Annotated in this window: 25 protein-coding genes and 1 tRNA gene; 21 read left to right on the top strand and 5 right to left on the bottom strand. The window is 50.9% G+C overall.

Going from position 1 to position 25074, the window contains the following annotated elements; genetic code table 11:
- Nucleotides 1-24: 24 nt before the first annotated feature.
- The 10 genes from nuoG to BQ6873_RS04345 are packed head-to-tail and all read left to right on the top strand — an operon-like array spanning nt 25 to nt 11107.
- Nucleotides 25-2364: an NADH-quinone oxidoreductase subunit NuoG gene (gene nuoG, locus BQ6873_RS04390; RefSeq protein ID WP_076591562.1), complete on the top strand. Its 2340-nt coding sequence runs from the start codon at nt 25-27 to the stop codon at nt 2362-2364.
- Nucleotides 2364-3437 carry an NADH-quinone oxidoreductase subunit NuoH gene (gene nuoH, locus BQ6873_RS04385; protein WP_076591561.1) on the top strand — a complete coding sequence of 358 codons (1074 nt, stop codon included), beginning with the start codon at nt 2364-2366 and terminating at the stop codon, nt 3435-3437. Before nuoG ends, nuoH begins: the two co-directional genes overlap by 1 nt.
- Before the next feature lie 32 nt (nt 3438-3469).
- Nucleotides 3470-3958: an NADH-quinone oxidoreductase subunit NuoI gene (gene nuoI / locus BQ6873_RS04380; protein ID WP_076591560.1), complete on the top strand. Its 489-nt coding sequence runs from the start codon at nt 3470-3472 to the stop codon at nt 3956-3958.
- A gap of 56 nt (nt 3959-4014) precedes the next feature.
- Entirely contained in the window at nt 4015-4662 is a 648-nt protein-coding gene (locus BQ6873_RS04375) for an NADH-quinone oxidoreductase subunit J (protein ID WP_076591559.1), read from the top strand.
- Nucleotides 4663-4672: 10 nt separating this feature from the next.
- On the top strand, nt 4673-4981 hold the full coding sequence (gene nuoK, locus BQ6873_RS04370; protein ID WP_076591558.1) for an NADH-quinone oxidoreductase subunit NuoK: 309 nt from the start codon (nt 4673-4675) through the stop codon (nt 4979-4981).
- Nucleotides 4982-5008: 27 nt separating this feature from the next.
- A complete protein-coding gene (gene nuoL, locus BQ6873_RS04365; protein WP_076591557.1) occupies nt 5009-7117 on the top strand; it encodes an NADH-quinone oxidoreductase subunit L in 2109 nt (702 codons plus the stop codon).
- A 27-nt stretch (nt 7118-7144) separates the two neighbouring features.
- Nucleotides 7145-8635, top strand: coding sequence for an NADH-quinone oxidoreductase subunit M (locus tag BQ6873_RS04360; RefSeq protein ID WP_076591556.1), 1491 nt, complete (start codon nt 7145-7147; stop codon nt 8633-8635).
- 45 nt (nt 8636-8680) lie between these two features.
- Nucleotides 8681-10165 carry an NADH-quinone oxidoreductase subunit NuoN gene (gene nuoN, locus BQ6873_RS04355; protein ID WP_076591555.1) on the top strand — a complete coding sequence of 495 codons (1485 nt, stop codon included), beginning with the start codon at nt 8681-8683 and terminating at the stop codon, nt 10163-10165.
- Nucleotides 10166-10186: 21 nt separating this feature from the next.
- On the top strand, nt 10187-10492 hold the full coding sequence (locus BQ6873_RS04350; RefSeq protein ID WP_076591554.1) for a DUF2818 family protein: 306 nt from the start codon (nt 10187-10189) through the stop codon (nt 10490-10492).
- A 60-nt stretch (nt 10493-10552) separates the two neighbouring features.
- The gene (locus BQ6873_RS04345; RefSeq protein ID WP_076591553.1) at nt 10553-11107 is read left to right on the top strand and encodes an NUDIX domain-containing protein; all 555 of its coding nucleotides are present in this window, start codon (nt 10553-10555) and stop codon (nt 11105-11107) included.
- A 68-nt stretch (nt 11108-11175) separates the two neighbouring features.
- Here BQ6873_RS04345 and BQ6873_RS04340 read toward each other — a convergent pair whose 3' ends face one another.
- Nucleotides 11176-12864: an electron transfer flavoprotein-ubiquinone oxidoreductase gene (locus tag BQ6873_RS04340; protein WP_076591552.1), complete on the bottom strand. Its 1689-nt coding sequence runs from the start codon at nt 12862-12864 to the stop codon at nt 11176-11178.
- Between the two features lie 160 nt (nt 12865-13024).
- Between BQ6873_RS04340 and BQ6873_RS04335 the strand changes: the two genes are divergently transcribed.
- The gene (locus BQ6873_RS04335; RefSeq protein ID WP_076591551.1) at nt 13025-13801 is read left to right on the top strand and encodes an SDR family oxidoreductase; all 777 of its coding nucleotides are present in this window, start codon (nt 13025-13027) and stop codon (nt 13799-13801) included.
- A 62-nt stretch (nt 13802-13863) separates the two neighbouring features.
- On the opposite strand, the gene BQ6873_RS04330 is transcribed toward BQ6873_RS04335, so the two are convergent.
- From BQ6873_RS04330 to BQ6873_RS04320, 3 genes are all read right to left on the bottom strand, one after another.
- Complete coding sequence (locus BQ6873_RS04330) at nt 13864-14268, bottom strand: DUF1801 domain-containing protein (RefSeq protein ID WP_076591550.1); 405 nt, start codon at nt 14266-14268, stop codon at nt 13864-13866.
- 28 nt (nt 14269-14296) lie between these two features.
- Entirely contained in the window at nt 14297-14617 is a 321-nt protein-coding gene (locus BQ6873_RS04325) for a hypothetical protein (protein WP_076591549.1), read from the bottom strand.
- Between the two features lie 148 nt (nt 14618-14765).
- Entirely contained in the window at nt 14766-15332 is a 567-nt protein-coding gene (locus tag BQ6873_RS04320; RefSeq protein ID WP_076593935.1) for a LuxR C-terminal-related transcriptional regulator, read from the bottom strand.
- Between the two features lie 122 nt (nt 15333-15454).
- Between BQ6873_RS04320 and BQ6873_RS04315 the strand changes: the two genes are divergently transcribed.
- Together BQ6873_RS04315 and BQ6873_RS04310 are read left to right on the top strand one after the other, a co-directional pair.
- On the top strand, nt 15455-16153 hold the full coding sequence (locus BQ6873_RS04315; protein WP_076591548.1) for a CoA transferase subunit A: 699 nt from the start codon (nt 15455-15457) through the stop codon (nt 16151-16153).
- A 22-nt stretch (nt 16154-16175) separates the two neighbouring features.
- Nucleotides 16176-16829: a CoA transferase subunit B gene (locus BQ6873_RS04310; protein ID WP_076591547.1), complete on the top strand. Its 654-nt coding sequence runs from the start codon at nt 16176-16178 to the stop codon at nt 16827-16829.
- 33 nt (nt 16830-16862) lie between these two features.
- On the opposite strand, the gene BQ6873_RS04305 is transcribed toward BQ6873_RS04310, so the two are convergent.
- Nucleotides 16863-17657 carry a 3-hydroxybutyrate dehydrogenase gene (locus BQ6873_RS04305; protein WP_076591546.1) on the bottom strand — a complete coding sequence of 265 codons (795 nt, stop codon included), beginning with the start codon at nt 17655-17657 and terminating at the stop codon, nt 16863-16865.
- A gap of 99 nt (nt 17658-17756) precedes the next feature.
- On the opposite strand from BQ6873_RS04305, the gene BQ6873_RS04300 reads away from it, so the two are divergent.
- From BQ6873_RS04300 to rplT, 8 genes are all read left to right on the top strand, one after another.
- Nucleotides 17757-18623 (top strand): alpha/beta fold hydrolase, encoded by an 867-nt coding sequence (locus BQ6873_RS04300; protein ID WP_076591545.1) that lies wholly within the window; start codon nt 17757-17759, stop codon nt 18621-18623.
- A 33-nt stretch (nt 18624-18656) separates the two neighbouring features.
- Complete coding sequence (locus tag BQ6873_RS04295) at nt 18657-19007, top strand: RidA family protein (RefSeq protein ID WP_076591544.1); 351 nt, start codon at nt 18657-18659, stop codon at nt 19005-19007.
- A gap of 7 nt (nt 19008-19014) precedes the next feature.
- Nucleotides 19015-21300, top strand: a complete 2286-nt coding sequence (locus BQ6873_RS04290; protein WP_076591543.1) for a RelA/SpoT family protein — start codon at nt 19015-19017, stop codon at nt 21298-21300.
- Between the two features lie 107 nt (nt 21301-21407).
- Nucleotides 21408-21484: transfer RNA gene (locus tag BQ6873_RS04285), tRNA-Val, on the top strand.
- Nucleotides 21485-21705: 221 nt separating this feature from the next.
- Nucleotides 21706-23613, top strand: coding sequence for a threonine--tRNA ligase (thrS, locus tag BQ6873_RS04280; RefSeq protein ID WP_076591542.1), 1908 nt, complete (start codon nt 21706-21708; stop codon nt 23611-23613).
- A 59-nt stretch (nt 23614-23672) separates the two neighbouring features.
- Complete coding sequence (gene infC, locus BQ6873_RS04275) at nt 23673-24194, top strand: translation initiation factor IF-3 (protein WP_076591541.1); 522 nt, start codon at nt 23673-23675, stop codon at nt 24192-24194.
- Between the two features lie 161 nt (nt 24195-24355).
- Entirely contained in the window at nt 24356-24553 is a 198-nt protein-coding gene (rpmI, locus tag BQ6873_RS04270) for a 50S ribosomal protein L35 (RefSeq protein WP_076591540.1), read from the top strand.
- A gap of 26 nt (nt 24554-24579) precedes the next feature.
- Complete coding sequence (gene rplT, locus BQ6873_RS04265; protein WP_011871280.1) at nt 24580-24939, top strand: 50S ribosomal protein L20; 360 nt, start codon at nt 24580-24582, stop codon at nt 24937-24939.
- The last annotated feature ends 135 nt before the right edge of the window (nt 24940-25074 follow it).

Raw genomic sequence — 25074 nt, 5'->3', positions numbered from 1 at the left:
ACTGAAGTCAACAAAAGCAAAGCCATGGTTGAAATCGAAATAGACGGTAAAAAAGTCGAAGTGGAAGCAGGTAGCATGGTGATGGACGCTGCCAATAAGCTTGGCACTTACATCCCACACTTTTGTTACCACAAAAAATTGTCCATCGCGGCGAACTGCCGTATGTGCCTGGTAGAGGTTGAAAAAGCACCTAAGCCATTGCCAGCCTGTGCGACGCCAGTTGCGCAAGGCATGATCGTCCGCTCCAACAGTGAGAAGGCCGTCAAAGCGCAAAAAGGTGTGATGGAATTCCTGCTGATTAACCACCCACTTGATTGCCCAATCTGTGATCAAGGTGGCGAATGCCAATTGCAAGATCTGGCAGTCGGTTACGGTGAGTCCACATCGCGTTACGAAGAAGAAAAACGTGTCGTTGCACCGAAAGATGTCGGCCCGCTGATCTCGATGAAAGAGATGAGCCGTTGCATCCACTGCACGCGCTGTGTTCGCTTTGGTCAAGAAGTCGCCGGCGTGATGGAATTCGGTATGCTGGGTCGTGGTGAGCATGCAGAAATCACTTCCTTCGTTGGCAAGACAGTTGACTCCGAGTTGTCCGGCAACATGATCGATCTGTGCCCGGTTGGCGCACTGACATCGAAGCCATTCCGCTACAGCGCCCGTACCTGGGAATTGTCACGCCGCAAATCGGTTAGCCCGCACGATAGCTTGGGTGCAAACCTGGTTGTTCAGGTCAAGGCAGGTAAAGTCATGCGCGTGCTGCCGATGGAAAACGACGACGTCAATGAGTGCTGGATTTCAGACAAAGATCGCTTCGCCTATGAAGGCTTGAATAGCGAAGACCGTCTGACCAGCCCAATGATCAAGCAAGACGGTAAATGGCAAGAAACAGATTGGCAGACTGCCTTGGAATACGTGGCTCACGGCCTGCGTAACATCAAGCACGAACATGGTGCTGATTCCATCGCTGCTTTGGCAACTCCGTATTCGACACTGGAAGAACTGTCGCTGTTGCAGAAGCTGGTGCGTGGCATTGGTTCCGAAAACATCGATTTCCGTCTGCGTCAATCGGACTTCTCGCTGGATGCTTCCGTTACGCCATGGCTCGGTATGTCGATCGCAGAATTCGGCGCATTGAAACGTGCATTCGTTATCGGTTCTTTCCTGCGTAAAGATCACCCATTGCTGGCAGCACGTCTGCGTCAGGCAGTGAAGCAGGGCGCAAGCGTCAGCATCTTGCACGCAAGCGACGACGATCTGTTGATGCCGATTGCTAACAAGATGATCAAGGCTCCTTCGGATTGGTTGGCTGCTTTGAGCGAAGTTGTTGCCGCCGTAGCGCAAGCTAAAGGTATTGCAGCACCAGCCGGTTTCGAAGCGATCCAGGCATCTGCCGAAGCAAAACAAATTGCTGCGAGCCTGTTGTCTGGCGAGCCTAAAGCTGTGTTGTTGGGTAATGCAGTATTGCAACACCCACAAGCAGCGAAATTGCACGCTGCCGCACAATGGATTGCACAAAACACAGAGGCCAAGTTTGGTTTCCTGACTGAAGCAGCCAACAGCGTTGGCGGCTATCTGGTCAATGCAGTTCCTGGTGCTAACGGTGCCAATGCAGCGCAAGCATTTGCGCAGCCACGTAAAGCGTATGTATTGTTGAATGCAGAGCCAGAGCTCGACAGCTTCAATCCACAAGCTGCACGTAATGCATTGAACAAAGCTGAGATGGTTGTCGTGATGTCGCCTTACAAGCACGGTAATGATTTTGCCGATGTCTTGTTGCCTATCGCGCCGTTTTCCGAAACTTCCGGTACTTTCGTCAATGCTGAAGGCCGTGCACAAAGTTTCAACGGTACCGTCAAGCCTTTGGGCGATACACGTCCGGCATGGAAGGTATTGCGCGTTCTGGGTAATCTGCTGGAACTCAGCGGTTTCGACTACGACACTTCAGAAGCAATTCGCAACGAAATCCTCGGTGCCAACGCACCTGCTGATGCAAATCTGCAACCGCGTTTGAACAATCTGGGCAAGGCAGCTCCACAGGCAGAAGTTGCCGCAGCTGGTTTGCAACTGGAGCGTGTTGCTGATGTATCGATTTATGCAACTGATGCAATCGTTCGTCGTTCCTTGCCGCTGCAACAAACCAATGATGGCGCAGCACCGAAAGCATGGTTGTCGTCAGATCTGGCCAGCAAGTTGGGTGTCGCTGCCGGTGATCAAGTCAAGGTAACGCAAGGTGAGGGCAGTGCAGTATTGGTTGCTGCGGTTGATGCCAAGTTGCCAGTTAATGTGGTGCGCGTAGCGGCAGGACATCAGTCCACAGCTGGCTTGGGCGCAATGTTCGGTTCTATCAGCGTGGAGAAAGCGTAATGGATCAATTGTTTGCATCCATCCACGCGATGGGTCAATCATTGCTTGGATATTATTGGCCGCTGGTTTGGACTTTAGTAAAAATCGTTGTGGTTGTTGCACCGCTGATGGGTGCAGTTGCTTATCTGACTTTGTGGGAACGTAAGGTTATCGGCTGGATGCATATCCGCCTTGGACCTAACCGTGTTGGTCCTGCAGGTTTGTTGCAGCCTATCGCTGACGGCCTCAAGCTTTTGCTCAAGGAAATCGTTGTTCCATCGAAATCCAACAAGGCATTGTTTGTGATCGCTCCGATCATGACCATCATGCCGGCATTGGCTGCATGGGCTGTGATTCCATTTGGACCAGAAACAGTATTGGCTAACGTCAATGCAGGTTTGCTGTTCGTGATGGCGATTACTTCGCTCGAAGTCTACGGCGTGATCATCGCTGGTTGGGCATCGAACTCGAAGTATGCGTTCCTCGGTGCGATGCGTGCATCGGCACAAATGATTTCGTATGAAATCGCGATGGGCTTCGTATTGGTTGTGGTGTTGATGGTTTCCGGTAGCTTGAACCTGACCGAAATCGTGATGACACAAACCACCGGTCGCTTTGCAGAGATGGGCTTGACCTTCCTCTCATGGAACTGGTTGCCACTGTTGCCTATGTTCTTCATCTACATCATCTCGGGTACGGCTGAATTGAATCGCCATCCGTTTGACGTGGTTGAGGGCGAATCGGAAATCGTTGCCGGTCACATGGTTGAATACTCGGGTATGTCGTTCGCGATGTTCTTCCTGGCCGAGTACGCCAACATGTGGTTGATCTCGATCATGGCAACGCTGATGTTCCTGGGCGGCTGGTCGTCACCGATCGATATGGCTCCATTCACATGGGTGCCAGGCTGGATCTGGCTCGGTGCGAAGACATTGTTCGTTGTGACTCTGTTTATCTGGTTCCGCGCATCGTTCCCACGCTATCGCTACGATCAAATCATGCGTTTGGGCTGGAAAGTGTTTATCCCACTGACTTTGGTTTATCTGTTGATCGTCGCGATCTGGATGAAAACCCCGTGGAATATCTGGAATTAATGCAGCAAGGCTGAGCAAAGAGGGAAGCCAAGATGGAAGCAATTAAAGATTTTTTCGGCAGCTTGATGCTGCGCGAGCTCTTCAAAGGGCTGGCGTTGACAGGTCGCTACATGTTTGCACGCAAGATTACCGTGCAGTTCCCGGAAGAGAAGACACCGCAATCGCCACGTTTCCGTGGTCTGCATGCACTGCGTCGTTATCCTAATGGGGAAGAGCGTTGTATCGCTTGCAAGCTGTGCGAAGCAGTTTGCCCGGCAATGGCGATCACCATTGAGTCTGATCAACGTGAAGACGGCTCGCGTCGTACTACTCGTTACGACATCGATCTGACCAAATGTATTTTTTGCGGTTTCTGCGAAGAATCCTGCCCGGTCGATTCGATTGTGGAAACACATATTCTGGAATATCACGGCGAAAAACGCGGCGACTTGTACTACACCAAGGAAATGTTGCTGGCAGTAGGCGATCGCTACGAACCAGAAATCGCAGCAGCACGCACCGCCGACGCGGCCTATCGTTGATTTATTAGTACTGGCAGCGGCATTCCGCTGACCTTTTGCTGACTTTTTGGTTGATTATGGAATTTACAACTGTCTTGTTTTACGTGTTCTCAGCGATTCTTGTACTCGCTGCCATACGCGTCATCACCGATTCCAATCCGGTTCACGCAGCCTTGTTTCTGGTGCTGTCGTTTTGCTCTGCAGCTGCATTGTGGATGTTGCTCAAAGCTGAATTCCTCTCGATCGTACTGATCCTGGTGTATGTCGGCGCGGTCATGGTGCTGTTCCTGTTTGTTGTGATGATGGTTGATATCAAGCTCACCAAAGTGCGTGAAGGCTTCTGGGGCTACTTGCCATTAGCTGCCACGATTGGTGTTGTCATTGTTCTGGAAATGGCCGCTGTATTGTTCCGCGGCTTCTGGAGAGCGCATACACAAGTGCCGGACGCATCGGCCATGATCGGCAATACCAAAGAACTCGGTAAGTTGATCTATACCCAATATCTGTACGCGTTTGAAATCGCAGCGTTGCTGTTGCTGGTCGCGATTGTGGCTGCAGTGGCATTGACTATGCGCAAGCGTAAAGATACGAAATATTTCGCTCCTGGCGATGCCGTTAAGGTTAAGTCTGGCGATCGCCTGCGTATCGTGAAAATGAAGGCAGATTCGACTCGCGACAATGGCGATGGTCAACCAGCAGCTGCTCCTGCAGCAGAACAAAAATAAGGGGAGTGTTGTGGAGTTATCGCTCGTACATTACCTGATACTCGGCGCGATTCTGTTCGCGATTTCGATTGTCGGTATTTTTCTGAATCGTAAAAACATCATCATCTTGTTGATGGCTATCGAATTGATGCTGTTGGCGGTGAATATGAATTTCGTCGCTTTCTCCTATTTCCTGGGTGATGCAGCCGGTCAAATTTTTGTTTTCTTCATCTTGACGGTGGCTGCTGCTGAAGCTGCGATTGGTCTTGCCATTTTGGTTTCCATGTTCCGTACTCTGGATACCATCAATGTGGAAGATCTCGACAGCCTCAAAGGCTAATCCCAATCAATAACGATAAGGTTCATCATGGCGGGGCAACTTAACCCTAACCTCCTTCTAATCGTACCGCTGGCACCACTTGCCGGTTCTATGATTGCTGGTTTGTTTGGTACTAAATTTTTTGGTAACTTGATCGGTCGCAAGACGTCGCATACCGTGACGATACTTGGCGTCTTGATTGCATTCATCTTGTCATTGCATACGCTATCGCTGGTTCTGGATGGCGCGACTTTCAATGGCAATCTTTATACATGGATGACGGTCGCAGGCATCAAGCTTGAAGTCGGCTTCCTGGTTGATAGCTTGACTGCGATGATGATGTGCGTGGTGACATTCGTCTCCTTGATGGTGCACATCTACACGATCGGCTACATGGAAGAAGACGAAGGCTATAACCGCTTCTTCTCCTACATTTCCTTGTTCACGTTTGCGATGTTGATGCTCGTCATGAGTAATAACTTCCTGCAACTGTTCTTCGGTTGGGAAGCTGTGGGCCTGGTCTCGTATCTGTTGATTGGTTTCTGGTACACCAAACCGACTGCGATTTTCGCGAACATGAAAGCCTTCCTGGTGAATCGTGTTGGTGACTTCGGCTTTATTCTCGGTATTGGCTTGTTGCTGGCTTACGCAGGTTCGATGGACTACGCAGAAGTCTTTGCCAAGAAAGAACAACTGGCAACCTTGACCTTGCCTGGTACTGACTGGATGTTGTTGACCGTTGCCTGTATCTGCCTGTTTATCGGCGCGATGGGTAAATCGGCTCAATTTCCGCTGCACGTCTGGTTGCCGGATTCGATGGAAGGTCCTACACCGATTTCCGCGCTGATCCATGCTGCAACGATGGTTACCGCAGGTATTTTCATGGTGGCACGCATGTCGCCGCTGTTTGAATTGTCGGATACGGCTCTGTCGTTCATCCTGATCATCGGTTCGATTACGGCCTTGTTCATGGGTTTCCTGGGTATTATCCAGAACGATATCAAGCGCGTGGTTGCTTACTCGACGCTGTCGCAGCTTGGTTACATGACGGTTGCACTCGGTGCCTCTGCGTACTCGGTTGCCGTGTTCCATTTGATGACACACGCATTCTTCAAGGCATTGTTATTCCTTGCAGCAGGTTCGGTCATTATCGGTATGCATCATGACCAAGACATCCGCAACATGGGTGGTCTGCGCAAGTACATGAAAATTACCTGGATTACGTCTCTGCTGGGTTCATTGGCGTTGATCGGTACACCGTTCTTCTCCGGCTTTTACTCAAAAGACAGCATCATTGAAGCAGTGCATGCGACCCACATTACGGGCGCAGGTTTTGCCAACTTTGCAGTGCTGGCAGGCGTATTTGTTACGGCGTTCTATTCTTTCCGTATGTACTTCCTGGTATTCCACGGTGAAGAACGTTTCGGCAAGGAACATGCGCACCATGATGACCATGCACATGCTGATGCTCACGCAAAAGCTGCTGCACATGATGATCATGCACACGATGCGCATCATGCAGACGACGATCATGGGCATGATGAACACCATGGTCTGGCACCAGGTCAAAAACCGCACGAATCCCCATGGGTCGTGACGCTGCCATTGATACTGTTGGCAATTCCATCCGTGTTGATTGGTTACTTTGCAATTCAACCTATGTTGCATGGCGATTTCTTCAACGGCGTTATTAGCGTGAGCGAATCGCACGGTGCAATGGCTGAGTTGAAAGAACACTTCCACGGCGCAACAGCGATGGCAATTCATGGTTTGACGACCTTGCCGTTCTGGTTGGCATTGGGTGGTGTAGTGTCTGCGTACTATTGCTACATGATCAATCCACGTGTACCTGCATGGTTCTTCAAACACTTCCATGCATTGCATACGCTGCTGGATAACAAGTACTACATGGATAAGTTCAACGACTTTTTCTGGGCAGGTGGCGCACGTTTGTTGGGTGGCGGTTTGTCCAAAGTCGGCGATAAGACACTGATTGATGGCTTGATTGTGAACGGTAGTGCAAAGGTTGTCGGATGGTTTTCACGCATCGTTCGTACCTTGCAGACCGGTTACATTTATCACTACGCATTTGTCATGATTCTCGGCGTGCTGGGTTTCCTGATTTATTTCTTGCCATTCCCATCGTTCGCCAAATAAGTTAGCGAAGTAAAGCAAATAAAAATCATGATGCAGTCAACATTTCCTCTCTTAAGTCTCGCGATCTGGCTACCAATCGCGTTCGGTATCTTCGTTCTGGCTTTCGGCCGTGACGCGAATCCTAACGCTGTGCGTGTCGTATCGCTGTTTGGCGCGATCGCCAGTTTCCTCGTCACCTTGCCATTGGTGTCGCAATTCGACAATGCTGCGCACGGTATGCAGTTCGTCGAAAAGCTGAAGTGGATCGATATTTTCAATATCAATTACTCGCTGGGTATTGATGGTCTGTCGATGTGGTTCGTCATATTGACTTCCTTCATCACGATCTTCGTTGTGATCGCAGCATGGGAAGTGATTGAGAAGCGCGTTGCACAGTACATGGGCGCGTTCCTGATCCTGTCCGGCTTGATGATTGGTGTGTTCTGCGCACTGGATGGTTTGCTGTTCTATGTGTTCTTTGAATCGACACTGATTCCGATGTTCATCATCATCGGTGTATGGGGCGGTGCAAACCGTGTTTATGCATCGATCAAGTTCTTCCTCTATACATTCTTCGGTTCGTTGTTGATGCTGGTTGCCTTGTTGTACTTGTACTTCAAGTCCGGCCACAGCTTCGACATCTTGGCTTGGCACGCATTGCCATTGCCGATGGATGCACAGATCCTGATCTTCCTGGCGTTCCTGATGGCGTTTGCCGTCAAGGTACCGATGTGGCCTGTACATACATGGTTGCCGGATGCCCACGTTGAAGCGCCTACTGGTGGTTCCGTGGTACTGGCTGCGATCATGTTGAAACTTGGTGCTTACGGCTTCCTGCGTTTTTCGTTGCCGATCACGCCAGATGCAAGTCACTATCTGTCGGGCTTCATGATTACCTTGTCGCTGATCGCCGTTATCTATATCGGTCTGGTTGCACTGGTACAAACCGATATGAAAAAGCTGGTTGCGTATTCATCGATTGCGCACATGGGCTTCGTTACACTCGGCTTCTTCATGTTTAACGACATGGCAGTGCAGGGCGGTATCGTGCAAATGATTTCGCACGGCTTCGTATCTGGCGCAATGTTCTTGTGTATCGGTGTGTTGTACGACCGTATGCATACTCGTAACATCGCTGACTACGGCGGCGTAGTGAACACCATGCCTAAGTTCGCTGCATTCTTCGTATTGTTCTCCATGGGTAATGCAGGCTTGCCAGCAACCTCTGGTTTCGTCGGTGAGTTCATGGTGATTTTGGGTGCAGTCAAATTCAATTTCTGGATAGGCTTGCTGGCAGCAACGGCTTTGATTCTGGGCGCAGCTTATTCGCTGTGGCTGGCCAAGCGCGTGATCTTTGGTGCTGTTGCCAATCATCATGTAGCTGAACTCAAAGACATCAACAAGCGTGAATTCCTGATGCTTGGTTTGCTTGCTATCGCTGTTCTCGCGATGGGCTTGTATCCAGCACCATTCACTGATGCGATGCAAACTTCCGTTACCGACTTGCTCAAGCATGTTTCGATTTCGAAATTGAATTAATGAACGCCGCGACCGCGCAACTGAACGCACACTAACTGCGACAAAATGAATAATTTGAATCTGATACCCGTCCTTCCTGAAATATTCCTGGCAATTGCGATCGTCGCAATTCTGCTGATTGATCTGTTTCTGTCGGACGCGAAACGCCACATCACTTATGTGCTGTCGATTATTGCATTGCTGGTGTGCGGTGTACTGAGCTGGTGCGACTTCAGCACAGGTGCGACGGTCTATACCTTCAACAATATGTTCGTGTCGGATCCGATGTCGAACTTGTTGAAAATCTGCTCGTATGTGGCAGTTGGCTTGACACTGGTTTACTCGCGTCAATATGGCCTGGATCGTGACATGGTCAATGGTCGTCTGGGTGGTGAGTTCTACATCCTCGCGCTGTTCTCCTTGCTGGGTCAGATGGTCATGATTTCGGCCAACAACTTCCTGATCATTTACCTTGGTCTGGAATTGATGTCCTTGTCGCTGTATGCACTGGTTGCTATGCGTCGTGATCACGCAGTATCGACTGAAGCTGCGATGAAATATTTCATCCTGGGTGCTTTGGCTTCCGGTTTCCTGTTGTACGGTATTTCGATGTTGTACGGTGCGACTGGTTCGCTCGACCTGACCGAAGTTGCAAAAGCAACGGCAGCAGGCACAGTGAACAAACCTATCCTGATTTTCGGTCTGGTATTCTTGGTCTCCGGCCTGGCGTTCAAATTGGGTGTCGTTCCATTCCACATGTGGGTACCGGACGTCTATCAAGGTGCGCCAACATCCGTGACGTTGTTGCTGGGCGGTGCACCTAAACTGGCCGCGTTTGCAATCACGATTCGTTTGCTGGTCGAAGGCTTGCCGGCACTGGCAGTTGATTGGCAGCAAATGCTGACTATCCTGGCTGTGCTGTCCATGGCTATCGGTAACATTACTGCTATCGTGCAGACGAATATCAAGCGCATGCTGGCGTATTCGACGATTTCGCAAATGGGCTTTATCCTGCTCGGTCTGTTGTCCGGTGTGGTTGTTGGTGCCGATGGCTCGACCACCAATGGTTACAGCGCAGCGATGTTCTACTCGATCACCTATGTGTTGACGACCCTCGGTATCTTCGGCGTCATCATGTTGTTGTCGCGTGCCGGTTTCGAAGCTGAAAATATCGACGATTTCAAAGGCTTGAATCAACGCAGCCCATGGTTTGCACTGGTTACTTTGATGTTGATGTTCTCGCTGGCTGGTGTGCCACCAGTTGTCGGCTTCTACGCAAAACTATCCGTGTTGCAAGCTGTATTGAGCACAGGTCAAATCTGGCTGGCTATCGTAGCCGTGTTGTTCTCGCTGATCGGTGCTTACTACTATCTGCGCGTTGTTAAAGTCATGTACTTTGATGAGCCGCTGGATAATTCCAAGATCGTTGTCAGCAAGGACATGAGTGTGGCCTTGAGTATCAACGGTGGTGCATTGTTGGCGTTGGGCCTGGTACCAGGTCCACTGATGACCGCATGTGCTGCAGCAATCGTCAAGACGCTTGCGTCTTGATCGATGATTAGCTACTGACGAGTGGATGTCTCTCTGGTAAGTTGGTTTGTGATTCTGTTGGCGCTGTTCAGCGCCAACCTTCCATTCTTCAATGAACGCTTATTCGCCGTTATTCCCTTGTCTCTGAAGATCAAGCCGGTGTGGCTGCGCTTGATCGAATTATTCCTTTTGTATTTTGCAGTCGGGCTCATCGCACGTGCGTTGGAGTCGCGTATCGGTAGTGTTTTCCCACAAGGCTGGGAATTTTTTGCGGTAACGGGTTGTCTGTTTATCGTGCTGGCCTATCCAGGATTCGTCATGCGCTATATGCGCAAGCGTCATCACTGATCAAAACTTTAGGCCATTCGGCTTTACCATTTCTGCCAAGTAGGTCATCGGAGCTGGAATATGGATAATCACCTCAAAGAAATTCGCATCGACAGTACGCTGGCGTACGATGGCCATTTCTTGAAAGTTCAGCGCGATACGGTGCGTTTGCCAAATGGTCAGCCCACGACGCGCGAATACATCAAGCATCCAGGCGCAGTAGTGATCCTGCCTTTGTTCGAAGATGGATCCGTGCTGATGGAGCGCCAATTCCGTTATCCGATTGATCGCGTATTCATTGAATTCCCAGCAGGTAAAATCGATGCAGGCGAAGAGCCGCTGGCTTGTGCCAAACGCGAGTTATTGGAAGAAACCGGTTATACCGCAACAGACTGGCAATTCGTTTGCACCATACATAATGCAATTGCCTATGCGGATGAGCATTTGGATCTTTATCTCGCACGCGGTTTGACTGCTGGTGAACGCAAGTTGGATGATGAAGAATTCTTGGACACTTTTAAAGTGGCTGCCGATGAATTGCCAACCTGGATCAGGGAAGGCAAGATCACTGACGTGAAAACGGTAATCGGCGCATTTTGGCTGGAGAAAATAATCAGCGGGGAATGGAAACTTTGAACGGAAGCTTGAATCTTCTGCTCAAGCAATTGATTGTAAAAAAAGCCGCATAGCGGCTTTTTTGTTTTCTACATATTTGGATAATTCGGCCCACCGCCACCTTCAGGCGTAACCCACACAATATTCTGTGTCGGATCCTTGATATCGCAGGTTTTGCAATGCACACAGTTTTGCGCATTGATCTGCAACTTATCTTCACCCGCATCGCTTTTGACGAACTCATAGACGCCAGCCGGGCAATAGCGCGCTTCCGGACCTGCGTACTCGGCCAGATTGACTTGCACTGGTACGTTGGGATCTTTGAGCGTCAAATGGATAGGCTGGTCTTCGCTATGATTGGTATTCGAGATGAACACCGATGACAAGCGATCAAAGGTCAGTTTGTTATCCGGCTTCGGATACACAATAGGCTGGAACTCGGAAGCTGGTCGCAGATACGTGTGATCAGCATGCGTAGTGCGCAAGGTCCACGGAGCCTTGCCGCGAAATAGGATTTGATCGATACCAACCATCAATGAGCCGGTATAGAGACCTTTGCTCATCCATGGTTTGAAGTTACGGGCGACATGTAATTCTTCATGCAGCCACGATTGTTTGAAGGCAATCGGATAGTCGCTCAATTCATCTGCTTGACGGCCTTCATTCAACGCAGTGAAAGCGGCATCAGCAGCCATCATGCCGCTCTTCATGGCCGCATGGCTGCCTTTAATACGGCTCGCATTCAGGAAGCCGGCATCGCAGCCGGTCAAAGCACCACCGGCAAACACCAGCTTTGGTAAGGCTTGCAAGCCGCCAGCTGTAATGGCGCGAGCGCCGTAGGAGATACGCTTGCCACCGATAAAGAAGCGGCTGATCTCAGGATGCGTCTTGTAACGCTGGAATTCTTCAAATGGCGACAGGTAAGGATTGTCATAGGCCAAGCCGACAACATAGCCAACCGCGACTTGATTGTTTTCCAGGTGATACAGGAAGGACCCGCCATAGGTATCACTAGTCAGCGGCCAACCGGCGGTATGGATAACCAAGCCGGGTTGATGCAAGGCTGGATCGATTTCCCACAATTCCTTGATGCCGATGGCATAGGTTTGCGGCGACTTGCCTTCGTTGAGGTTGAATTTCTCTAACAATTGCTTACCAAGATTACCGCGTGAGCCTTCGGCAAATAATGTGTATTTGGCGTGCAATTCCATCCCTAGCTGGAATGCTGCAGTTGGCTGGCCAGCTCTATCGACGCCCATATTGCCGGTTGCGACACCTTTGACGGAGCCGTCATCGTTGTACAGGATTTCAGCCGCAGGGAAGCCGGGGAATATTTCTACACCTAAGGCTTCGGCTTGTTGGCCCAACCAACGAACGACATTGGCCAGTGAGACGACATAGTTGCCGTGATTCTGGAAACAGCCAGGTAACAGGAAATTCGGTGTCTTGTAAGCTTTCTTCTCGGTCAGAAACAGGAAGCGGTCTTCGCTGACGGCAGTGTTTAACGGTGCGCCTAGTTCTTTCCAATTCGGGAATAGTTCGGTAATGGCTTGTGGGTCCATGACGGCACCGGACAGGATGTGCGCGCCTAGTTCACCGCCTTTTTCTAGAATACAGACGGAGACTTCCTGATTTTTTTCTGCAGCGAGTTGCTTGAGGCGGATCGCCGCGGACAGGCCTGCAGGGCCACCGCCGACGATCACGACGTCGTATTCCATCGCTTCGCGCGGGCCGTATTGTTCAAGCAGGCTGGAATTGGAAGTAGGGGTATTGGTCATTGTTTTAAAGCAGTCAAAATGATCTTCACGCAAGATTTGATATTGTCCCTTGTTTTAGCGGCAATACGAAGCGTAAAACGCGCATTCCTGCGCTTTCGTGTAATCATAACGCGTAAGCCATGCTTTTTATTTGCAGTACGTTAATAAACGGGAGAGTTCTGTGGGCATAGAAGTCAATTTTGAGGGCAAAGTGGCTCTCGTCACAGGTGCTTCCAGTGGGCTGGGTGCGCGGTTTGCAAAAGTGCTCGCTATGGCTGGTGCACAAGTCATTCTGGCAGCTCGCCGGGTAGATAGGCTCAAGGAGTTGCGTGCCGAGATTGAGGCAGAAGGTGGTGCTGCACATGTCATCAGTTTGGATGTGACCGATTACGCGAGCATCAAATCCGCCATTGCACATGCTGAAACCGAAGCTGGTGCGATCGATATTCTGGTCAATAATTCAGGTGTTTCGAGCAGTCAACGTCTGGTGGATGTGACGCCGGAAGATTACGCGTACATGATGGATACCAATCAACGCGGCGCATTTTTTGTGGCACAAGAAGTGGCTAAACGCATGATCACGCGTTACAAGGGTGATGCGAAAAAACAGCATCGCATCATCAACATCGGATCGGTCGCTGGTCTGCGTGTTGTGCCTGAACTGGGCCTGTACTGCATGAGCAAAGCTGCTGTGGTGCACATGACCAAGGCGATGGCGCTGGAGTGGGGCAAATTCGGTATTAACGTCAATGCCATCTGTCCCGGCTATATCGGCACTGAAATAAATTCCGAATATTTCCAGAGTGAGCAAGGACAGCAAGTGCTGGAAATGTTGCCACGCAAACGCATAGGAAAACCTGAGGATCTGGATGGTTTGTTGCTGTTACTGGCGGCCGAGGAATCGCACTTTATCAATGGCTCCATCATGACTGCCGACGATGGCATGAGCGTGCAGTAACTTCCATGTAGAAGATTTCCATCTGGTGGCTGATTGGCTACAGGTGGGAATCAGCTCTTGTTTCATTTTTTCAAATGGTAGGTCAGGGCTGCGGCTATACAGATAGCCAGTGCATCTTGCGGCGGCTCGTCTTCCAGTTTGAGGATCAGGGCACGGTTACCCTGGAATGTGAAGTCCTGCGGAAACATGGTCCGGAACATTTCAATCAAACTGGTCTGGCAATGAAAGTACATTGCGTAGTTCAGTGGATCCTTTTCTTTCCAGTCCATACGTATCGTCGTGCCCGCCTTGTTTTTACCGACGTAGGCCGGCTCGCCCCATTTCAGCGACTCTTCCAGTTGGCCGACTCCGTCCGTATTTTCCGCCGTCTGAAAAACCAGTTCACGCAGGGCCAGCAAGCGCCGACGTGCTTTGGCCGGATATGCGTCAAATTTGGCCTGGACCTGGTGATGTGCGAACGGTTTCATGATGGTGCGCTCAGTGAGGTCCAGCCGCTTATTGCCACTTCCCGCCTTGTGCCTGACATCCCGACTTGGTAGAGGCTAAAGTCTTGGGGTCGCGCTTGTAATAATGACTGCTTAAAGGCTGTCCAAAGAATCCCACGCAAACGCCTTGTGCCTGGGCCGGACAAGCTGCCATATAGGTCGTCTTGGCAGGTGGTCCGCCGAATGCTGCCGTTGCCTGCGACAGGCTATTGCAGGTTTCGACGAATTGTCCATGTGGGATGCCATTGTTTTGCAAACAATCCTTGATCTCTGTTTTTTCGCCTGCGACTGTGAAACTGCCTTCCATCAGGCAAGCTTTTTGTTGTGCCATGGCCAGGAGGGGAAAAGCGAGGGCGAAGATCACAACAAGGTGCAAAGAGCTAGGGTTCGTGTGCATAGCGGCTCCGGTCTATGGTCAGAGGAGAAGGATAGGATACAAGGACTAATGGCAAAAGGATGATGTTTACAAGCGTTTGATTTTATATTTGACGCGCCACGCCGAGCAAGCGATTCACCAATTCACTGGATGTGGTTGCGGTGAATTTCCGCATCAGCTTGGCCCGGTGCATTTCCACCGTGCGTGGGCTGAGGCCGATTTGCTTGGCGATCAGTTTGCTGGTTTTGCCGTCTACCAGCAGTGCGGCAATTTCGCGCTCGCGGGGCGTCAGTTCGGCCGTGACCGGACGTTTCTCACTCAAGTCTTCAAAAGTCCAGATGCCGGCTGCATGCGGGTCTTTGCTGTGTAGTGCCCGTCCGCTCACATGGCACCAGAATAATTGCCCGTCTGCGCGCTTCATGATGCGTTCGTCCGAGTAACAACCCTTGGTATTCATGATGGGAACAATGCGGGCGCCGGTCCGTTCAAATTCAGCATAGCTGGGGTACAGCAGCGCGAATGAGAGTCCTGTCAGCGCACCAAGCTCATAGCCAAACATCGCCGTCAGCGCATGATTGCAGTCATGCATGACGCGATGCTGCGATATGCACATGCCGATAGGCGCATGCCGGAATATGCTTTCATAATCGATGTCTGCGGGTTCATTCATGCCGGATTCAGCCTTCATTCCTCGTAGTTCTACGGTATTGTGACTATGACAGTGCCGCCGTATGCTGGCAGATGCACTTTTGTTGTCCCGTTGCGGTTTACTCTACACAAAGAAGGGTGCCTATGAACAAAGTTTATCCTGATGCAGCCAGCGCCCTCGCAGATATCGTACGCGACGGGCAAACCATCGCTGTCGGCGGCTTCGGCTTGTGCGGTATCCCGGAAGCCCTGATCGCCGCCTTGCGCGACTCAGGCGTGCAAAACCTGACCGCTATTTCGAATAATGCCGGGGTGGACGATGCCGGCCTCGGTCAATTGCTGCAAACACGCCAGATCAAGAAAATGATTGCCTCCTATGTAGGCGAAAACAAGGAATTCGAGCGCCAATATCTGGCCGGTGAACTGGAGCTGGAGTTTACGCCACAGGGCACGCTGGCCGAAAAGTTGCGCGCCGGCGGTGCCGGGATCCCTGCCTTTTTCACGAAAACCGGTGTCGGTACCGTGGTCGCCGAAGGCAAGGATGTGCGTGAATTTGACGGCGAGCAATATGTGATGGAGCGCGCGCTGGTTGCCGATGTTTCCATCGTTAAAGCCTATATGGCGGATAAGGCCGGTAACCTCGTCTATCGTCGCACCGCGCGCAATTTCAATCCGAATGTGGCGATGGCCGGCAAGATCACTGTGGTCGAAGTGGAAAAGCTGGTGGAGATCGGCGAGATAGATCCGGACCACGTACATACACCCGGTATTTTTATCCATCGCATCGTACTGAATGCACATCCGCAAAAGCGGATAGAGCAACGTACCTTGCGCGCAAACTAATCAATCCGAAGCGGAGACTCTCATGGCCTGGACCCGGGAAGAAATGGCGGCGCGTGCCGCACAGGAATTGCAGGATGGTGCTTACGTCAACCTCGGCATCGGCTTGCCGACTCTGGTGGCGAATTATGTACCGGATGATATCCATGTCTGGCTGCAATCGGAGAATGGCTTGCTCGGCATCGGCCCGTTCCCGACCGAGGATGAACTTGATCCCGATTTAATTAACGCAGGCAAGCAAACGGTTACTTCATTGCCGGGTTCGTCCTATTTCAGTTCGGCTGATTCCTTTGGCATGATCCGCGGTGGCAAGATCGATATCGCATTGCTGGGAGCGATGCAGGTTTCGGCGCAAGGCGATCTGGCGAACTGGATGATCCCAGGTAAGATGGTCAAAGGCATGGGCGGTGCAATGGATCTGGTCGCCGGTGTGAAGCGCATCGTGGTCTTGATGGAACATGTGGCGCGCGGCAAGGATGGTTCGGTGTCACACAAGATACTGCCGCAATGTACCTTGCCTTTAACTGGTGTTGCCGTGGTTGACCGTATCATTACCGATTTGGGCGTGATGGATATAACACCGAATGGATTGAAACTGGTTGAGTTGGCGACTGGCGTCACTATCGATGAAATCCGCGCAGGTACCGGTGTGCCCTTGGATGTCAGTGCCTTGCATTAATCGGATTGATACAAGGCACGGGTGGATGACGGATTATTGTGCCGTCCACCCACCATCCATATTCCACGCCGCACCGCGCACTTGATTAGCGGCATCACTGCAGAGAAACACGGCTAGCGCTCCTAGTTGTTCCGGCGTGACAAATTCTCCAGACGGTTGCTTCTCGGAGACCAAGTTCTTTTTCGCATCTTCATTCGACAAACCATCTCTTGCAGCGCGTGCATCGACTTGTTTTTGCACTAGCGGTGTCAATACCCAACCCGGACAAATGGCATTGCAGGTTACGCCTGTATGCGCCATTTCCAATGCTGTCACTTTAGTCAAGCCGACGACACCGTGTTTCGCTGCAACGTAGGCGGATTTTTGTACGGATCCAACCAAGCCATGCACCGATGCAATATTGATGATGCGGCCCCAATTCTTGGCCTTCATGGTTGGTAGCGCGAGACGAGTGGTGTGGAAGGTGGAAGAGAGATTGATGGCAATGATGGCGTCCCATTTTTCTATGGGAAAATCTTCTATCGTCTCTGTGTGTTGTATGCCTGCGTTATTGACCAGAATGTCGACGCTGCCGAATTGTTCTGCGGCAAACGTCATCATCGCCGCGATCTCTGCCGGTTTCGACATGTCGGCAGGATGATGTGTGGATTTGACGCCGTATTCTTTTGTCAGCGCAGCTTGCAGTGCCTTGATCTCATGCGCATCGCCGAAACCATTCAAAACAATCTGCGCGCCTTGCTGTGCCAGCGCACGTGCAATTCCTAAACCTATGCCGGAAGTTGAGCCGGTTACCAGCGCCGTTTTACCGTGAAGAGTCGTGTTCTGCATGAGATGCCTTTCAGTCTGAAAGTTTCGATGATGCGATCTTTGGTAAGATTCTACGCGTAAGACCACGAAAAATGTGGTCATCATCTACTGGCGACCTTCATGACTCAAGTTCAAATCAAAGAAGTGCAATGTCTTTCTCCTTCAGGTCTGCATCAGATGGCATACAAGGAGTGGGGCGATAGTCGCAATCCGAATACATTGATTTGTGTGCATGGACTGACGCGTGTATCGGATGATTTTGATGTGCTGGCCAAGGAGCTTGCAAATGACTATCGCGTGATTTGTCCGGACGTGGTGGGACGCGGACGCTCAGGACGTTTGCGTGATCCGATGTATTACCAAGTGCCACAGTACGTGAGCGATATGGTGACCTTGATTGCGCGCTTGAATGTGGAGTCCGTGCACTGGTTTGGTACATCTTTGGGCGGCATCATTGGTATGGGACTTGCGTCGCTGCCGGGAAATCCGATACGTAAATTGATACTCAATGACATCGGTCCTTCGATGAATGCAGAAGCCTTGGCGCGCATCGCAGAATATGTCGGTCAGGATGTGCGTTTTGCAACTTTCGATGAAGCATGGAATTACGTGCGTGCAATCTCGTTATCATTCGGCCCGCATAGCGATGATCAATGGCGCAAGCTGGCCGCAGATGTCATGCATCAAAATGCCGAAGGGCAATGGGTGTTTGGCTACGATCCGGGTATTGCTGTGCCATTCAAGGCAGCAACACCGCAAAGTGTGCAATCGGATGAGCAACGTCTGTGGGCTGCCTATGATGCGATTACCTGTCCAATCTTGGTGGTGCATGGCGTAGAGTCAGATTTACTGTCGAACCAGACTGTACAAGAGATGTCACGACGTGGTCCGAAAGCGAGCTCTATTGAGTTGGTTGGGGTCGGTCATGCGCCGACTTTTTTACATGCAGAGCAAATTTCGCTCGCAAAGAAATTTTTGCTGGGTTGATATTTTCAACTTGGTTTTTATATTGGATACATGATGAACATTACACGCTTGCATATCGGCGATACCTTGTCTGAAGTGGCTATACACAATGGCACTGTATACTTAGCAGGACAGATAGCAGAAGACACGGCCCAGAATATCCAAGGCCAAACGCGCGAAGTGCTGGGGCATATCGATCGTTTGCTGGCAGAAGCAGGTAGCGATAAGACACGTATTTTGTCCTGTCAGATATATATTGCTGACGTTAAAGATTTCGATGGCATGAATGATGCGTGGAATGAATGGGTGCCTGAAGGCCATACGCCGCCGCGTGCAACAGTGGCAGTGCGGTTCCCTGATCCGAAACGTTTGGTTGAAATAATAGTGGTTGCAGCAACTTCCTAGGTTCTACATGGTTTCCATAGCATCAGCACAGAGCGATGTGCATGAACTTCTCCGCTCTGGTTTAACAGAACACGATAGTGCCCGCGTGATGGATGCGCTCGCTTTCGTGAAGCCGCTTTATTCCGGCAAGAAAGTGTCTGCCGGGCAGGATGCCTTTGAAAGCGGGCAAGATGCTTTTGAATTCGCACAAGGCGTTGCCACCGTTCTTTCCCAATTGGAAACAGATGCCGATACGCGTATCGCCGCACTGTTGTTCGAGCTAGCGACGATAGATCCGGTTGCCGCTGAAAAAATAGAAGAGCGATTCGGCAAGGATGTGTGCGATTTGGTCGCTGGTGTGCGTCAGCTGATGCGCTTGCATGAGACGACTTTCGTGCAACATGAGGCTGCGCGTGGCAAGAATGCGGCACAGGAAGCCGCAGCTCAATTGGAAGTAGTGCGCAAGATGTTGCTGGCGATGGCTTCCGATATGCGTGTCGTGCTGGTGCGCCTTGGTACGCGTGTGACGACCTTGCGCTATTTTGCCGATAACAAGTTACAGAATGAACGCTCGCAACAATACGCACGTGAGACTTTTGATCTCTACGCGCCATTGGCGAATCGACTCGGCGTGTGGCAACTGAAGTGGGAACTGGAAGATTTGTCTTTCCGCTTCCTGCAGCCGGAAGCCTACAAACGCATTGCATCGCAGCTGGAAGAAAAACGCGTTGAGCGTGAAGCCTTCGTCGAGAGCGCGATCAAACGCTTAAAAGCAGAAATGGCCGCCGCAGGGATCAAGGCAGAAGTCTTTGGTCGCCCTAAACATATCTTCAGTATCTGGAGCAAGTTACGCGGCAAGGACATTGAGTTCTCGGATCTCTATGATGTGCGTGCATTCCGCGTAATCGTTGAGGATGTGAAAACCTGCTACACCGTGCTGGGGATTATTCACAACATCTGGGCACCGATTCCGGAAGAGTTTGACGATTACATCTCACGTCCAAAAGCCAACGGCTACCAATCGCTGCACACCATCGTTATCGCGGAAGATGGTCGTCCGCTGGAAGTGCAGGTACGCACCAACGATATGCATGACTTCGCTGAATACGGCGTCGCTGCACATTGGCGTTATAAAGAAGCTGGCGGCTCGAATTTCTCCGGTCAAAAATATGACGAGAAGATTGCCTGGCTGCGCCAACTACTGGCGTGGAAAAGTGAGGTCGTTGATACCGTCGTCGGACAAGAAGACGTACATCGTGATTGGGTGGAAAAACTCAAGTCGGCGACACTGGATGATCGTATCTATGTGTTGACACCACAGGCGCGCGTGATCGAATTGCCGAACGGTGCAACGCCGATTGATTTTGCATATCACTTGCACAGCGATGTTGGGCATCGTTGTCGTGGTGCGCGTGTCGATGGTGCGTTGGTGCCGCTCAATACTGTTTTAAAGAACGGTCAAACGGTAGACATCATCACGGCCAAAGGCGTCAGCACTGTTACAGGTACAGTCGGTCCTTCACGCGATTGGTTGGCGCCAGGTTATGCAGCGAGTGCGCGTACACGCGCCAAGGTACGTGCATGGTTCAATGCCATCGATCAGCAAGAGACATTGTCCAGTGGCCGTGCCTTGATTGAAAAAACCTTGCAACGTGAGGGCAAAACCGCCGTTAATCTGGAAGAGCTTGCACATAAGCTGGGCTTTTCCAAGCTCGACGATTTATTCCTCGCCGTTGGTAAAGATGAATTCAGCCTGCGTACAGTTGAACAGGCATTGCATGGCGATAGTGCCAGCGCTGCCAAGCTGGCTGAGCTGGAAGATACCGTCATTCCACGCAAGAGCCGCGCATCCAGCGTTGTGCATGGTGCCAAATCAGGTGTGCTGGTAGTTGGTACTGATGGCTTGATGACGCAATTGGCGAAATGCTGCAAACCAGCACCGCCGGATGACATTGTTGGTTTCATAACGCGCGGCAAGGGTGTGTCGATTCATCGTGCCAACTGCAAGAACTTTGTCGAGATGCGACACAAGGCACCAGAACGTGTGATTCAAACGGCATGGGGCGGTCCGCAATCGTCGACGGTTTATCCGGTAGATATTTTTGTATTGGCCGGTGATCGCCAGGGATTGCTGCGCGATATCTCGGATATTTTCTTGCGCGAGAAAATCAATGTCATTGGCGTCAGCACGCAAAGCGTCAAAGGCCAGGCGCGTATGGCCTTTACGGCAGAAATCGGTTCGACCGCACAATTGCTGAAAGCGCTGGCTGTCATCCGCGAAGTCAATGGTGTATTGGAAGCGAAGCGGCATTGATTTGCATGAATTTCAATGCGAAGAATTGTCGCGCTTTGATTTTTTTGCAGTTAGTTCACACAAGCACTAGCTAAGTAGATAATTTGTCGCTATAATTTCGCTTCTTTAGGCGCGTAGCTCAGCTGGTTAGAGCACTACCTTGACATGGTAGGGGTCGTTGGTTCGAGTCCAATCGTGCCTACCAACGAAAAATTGGTAAAACCTGTAAGAGCGAGAAAGGCAAACCCGGTTATGACACCGCGAACGACAACCACATCGGTTTCTGAGCGACGCTAAGTCGGGTTCTTTTTCGTCATTACTATTTGAAAAAGCGCGGCTAGCCCGCGTTTTTTTTCGTCCGCATTTTTTGTTGTTCAATTTCAATCTAGCGTCAGCATGCAGGTCCCCGCTGAAACGGAGCGCAAAATGATTACAGTCCGCCTTCCCGATGGTTCGCAACGCGAATTCGATACGCCTGTCACCGTGGCACAAGTTGCTGCCAATATCGGTACCGGTCTTGCCAAAGCTGCACTTGCCGGCAAGGTCAACGGCAATGTCGTGGATACCTCGTATCTGATCGAGCAGGATAGTGATCTGGCTATCATTACCGATAAAGATGCTGACGGCCTCGATGTAATCCGCCATTCGACTGCTCACTTGCTAGCCTACGCAGTCAAGGAGTTGTTCCCGGACGCGCAAGTCACTATTGGCCCGGTGATCGACAACGGCTTCTATTACGATTTTTCGTACAAGCGTCCGTTCACGCCGGACGATTTAGTCGCGATCGAAAAGAAAATGACCGAACTGGCGAAAAAAGACGAGCCAGTTACCCGTAAAGTCATGCCGCGCGACGAAGCTGTCGCCTATTTCAAATCGATAGGCGAGGCTTATAAAGCTGAAATTATCGAATCGATCCCGGCAGACCAGGAAGTCTCGCTCTACACCGAAGGCAAGTTCACCGACTTGTGCCGCGGACCGCATGTGCCGTCGACCGGCAAGCTCAAAGTATTCAAGCTGATGAAGCTGGCCGGTGCCTACTGGCGTGGTGATTCCAAAAATGAAATGCTGCAGCGTATCTACGGTACCGCATGGGCAAAGAAAGAAGAGCAGGAAGCTTATCTGCACATGCTGGAAGAAGCCGAGAAGCGCGATCACCGCAAACTGGGTAAACAGCTGGATTTCTTCCACTTCCAGGAAGAAGCGCCAGGCTTGATCTTTTGGCATCCAAAAGGCTGGTCGATCTGGCAACAGGTCGAGCAATACATGCGCAAGGTCTACCAAGACAACGATTATCAGGAAGTCAAAGCACCGCAAATCCTGGATCGCGGCTTGTGGGAAAAAACCGGCCACTGGGATAACTATCGCGAAAACATGTTCGTGACCGAGTCGGAAAACCGTTCATACGCGCTCAAGCCGATGAACTGCCCAGGCCATGTACAAATTTACAATAGCGATATGCGTAGTTATCGCGATTTGCCTCTGCGTTACGGCGAATTCGGCCAGTGCCATCGCAACGAGCCATCCGGCGCCTTGCACGGCATGATGCGCGTGCGTGGCTTTACGCAGGATGACGGCCACATTTTCTGTACAGAAGAACAAATTGCTGAAGAAGTAACGGCTTTCCATGCGCAGGCTATGGCCGTGTACGCTGCCTTTGGTTTTGAAAATATCGACGTCAAGCTGGCTTTGCGTCCGGAGAGTCGCATCGGCACCGAGGAAAGCTGGGATATCGCTGAGGAATCGCTGCGTTCCGCGCTGCGTGCCTGTGGCGTGAGCTGGACCGAATTGCCGGGCGAGGGTGCATTCTACGGTCCGAAAATTGAATACCACCTGAAAGACAGTCTCGGACGTGCATGGCAAGTCGGTACGGTGCAGATCGATCCATCGATGCCGGGTCGTCTGGGTGCGGAATATGTTGCTGTTGATAACACCCGTAAAACACCGATCATGTTGCACCGAGCCATCGTTGGTTCGCTTGAGCGTTTCATCGGTATTTTGATCGAGCACTACGCTGGTGCGTTGCCATTATGGTTGGCTCCGGTGCAAATTGCCGTGCTGAACATCTCTGACGCACAGGCTGAATATGCACAGGCTGTTGCACAAAACCTGAAAAAACAAGGGTTTAGAGTTCACCTTGATTTGCGTAATGAGAAAATAACCTATAAAATACGCGAGCATTCCGTTCAGAAGCTGCCGTACATCATTGTTATTGGCGATAAAGAACGGGACGCAGGTACAGTGGCCGTGCGAGCGCGAGGTAATGTCGATCTGGGTGTAATGCCTGTCGATTTGTTGGTGGAACGTCTCAATAATGAGACTGAAGCCAAAGCCTAACGGGGCAACCCATAGCGCAAGAGCACGGCTTAATTATTTGATTTTAAAAGGAAATTGCAATAGCTACTGACAAGTCGCATCGGATCAACGGTGAAATTACAGCGCCTGAATTGCGTTTGAGTGGTGTCGAAAACGAGGCACTCGGTATCGTTACTCTGGCAGAAGCCTTCCGTTTGGCGGAAGAGGCTAACGTCGATCTGGTAGAGATTGCGCCAACTGCGCAACCACCGGTCGCACGCCTGATGGATTACGGCAAGTTCAAATACCAGGAACAAAAGAAGGCGCACGAAGCCAAGCTGAAGCAGAAGATCATTCTGGTTAAGGAAGTCAAATTCCGGCCTGGTACCGATGATGGTGATTACAACATCAAGCTGCGCAATCTGATCAAATTCCTGGAAGACGGCGATAAAACCAAGATCACACTGCGTTTCCGCGGTCGTGAGATGGCTCATCAGGACATCGGCTTCCGCATGTTGGAACGCTTGAAAGCTGACTTGGAGCCATACGGCCAAGTTGAGCAGTTTCCTAAGATGGAAGGCCGTCAGATGATTATGGTTCTGTCGCCTAAGAAGAAGAAGTAAGAATTTCGTGGAAGTCGTCTGGTAACGGACGGCTTACACAAAATAGCAGTGGACTTGATTCCACTGCATAACAAGTGAGAGTAGGCATCCAAGTGTAGCGAAATTGCTGCCACCTGCAATCATGTTAAAAATGGAGCTGTCCCCAAAGGACAGATAGTGTCATGCCTAAAATGAAAACGAAAAGCAGCGCCAAAAAGCGCTTTCGTGTACGTCCAGGTGGAACCGTTAAACGCGGTCAAGCTTTCAAACGTCACATTCTGACCAAGAAAACTACCAAAAACAAACGTCAATTGCGCGGCTCTGTAGGTGTTCATGACACCAACATGAATTCCGTTCGTGCAATGATGCCGAACGCTTAACCTCACTCAATTAATCAGGAGCAATCATGCCTAGAGTAAAACGTGGGGTCACAGCACGGGCCCGTCATAAAAAAGTCCTCGATCAAGCTAAAGGCTATCGTGGTCGTCGCAGCAAGGTTTACCGTATTGCCAAGCAAGCAGTTATGCGCGCTGGTCAATATGCATACCGTGATCGTCGTAACAAGAAACGTGTTTTCCGCGCATTGTGGATCACCCGTATCAATGCAGCATCGCGTGAACATGGTCTGACATACAGCGTGTTCATGAACGGTCTGAAACGCGCATCCATCGAACTGGACCGTAAAGTCCTGGCCGATATGGCTGTGATGGACAAGCCAGCATTCGCGGCAATCGTGAATCAGGTGAAAACTACCATCGCTGCTTAAGTTGTGATCGTATGCACTGTCTTCGGACAGTGCAGCAATATCCGAGAGCGGGGCAGGGTTTATACCTATGTCCCGTTTTTATTTTTGCACAGCCTTTTGGGCTTCTTTTTCGGCTTCCTTGTTAAGGACGAAAAC

It is taken from the genome of Herminiimonas arsenitoxidans (genome assembly GCF_900130075.1).
GTDB classification, from domain to species: Bacteria; Pseudomonadota; Gammaproteobacteria; order Burkholderiales; family Burkholderiaceae_D; genus Oxalicibacterium; species Oxalicibacterium arsenitoxidans.
The sequence above is the reverse complement of the archived record's forward strand: the minus strand, read 5'-3'. Positions and strand labels throughout refer to the sequence as shown.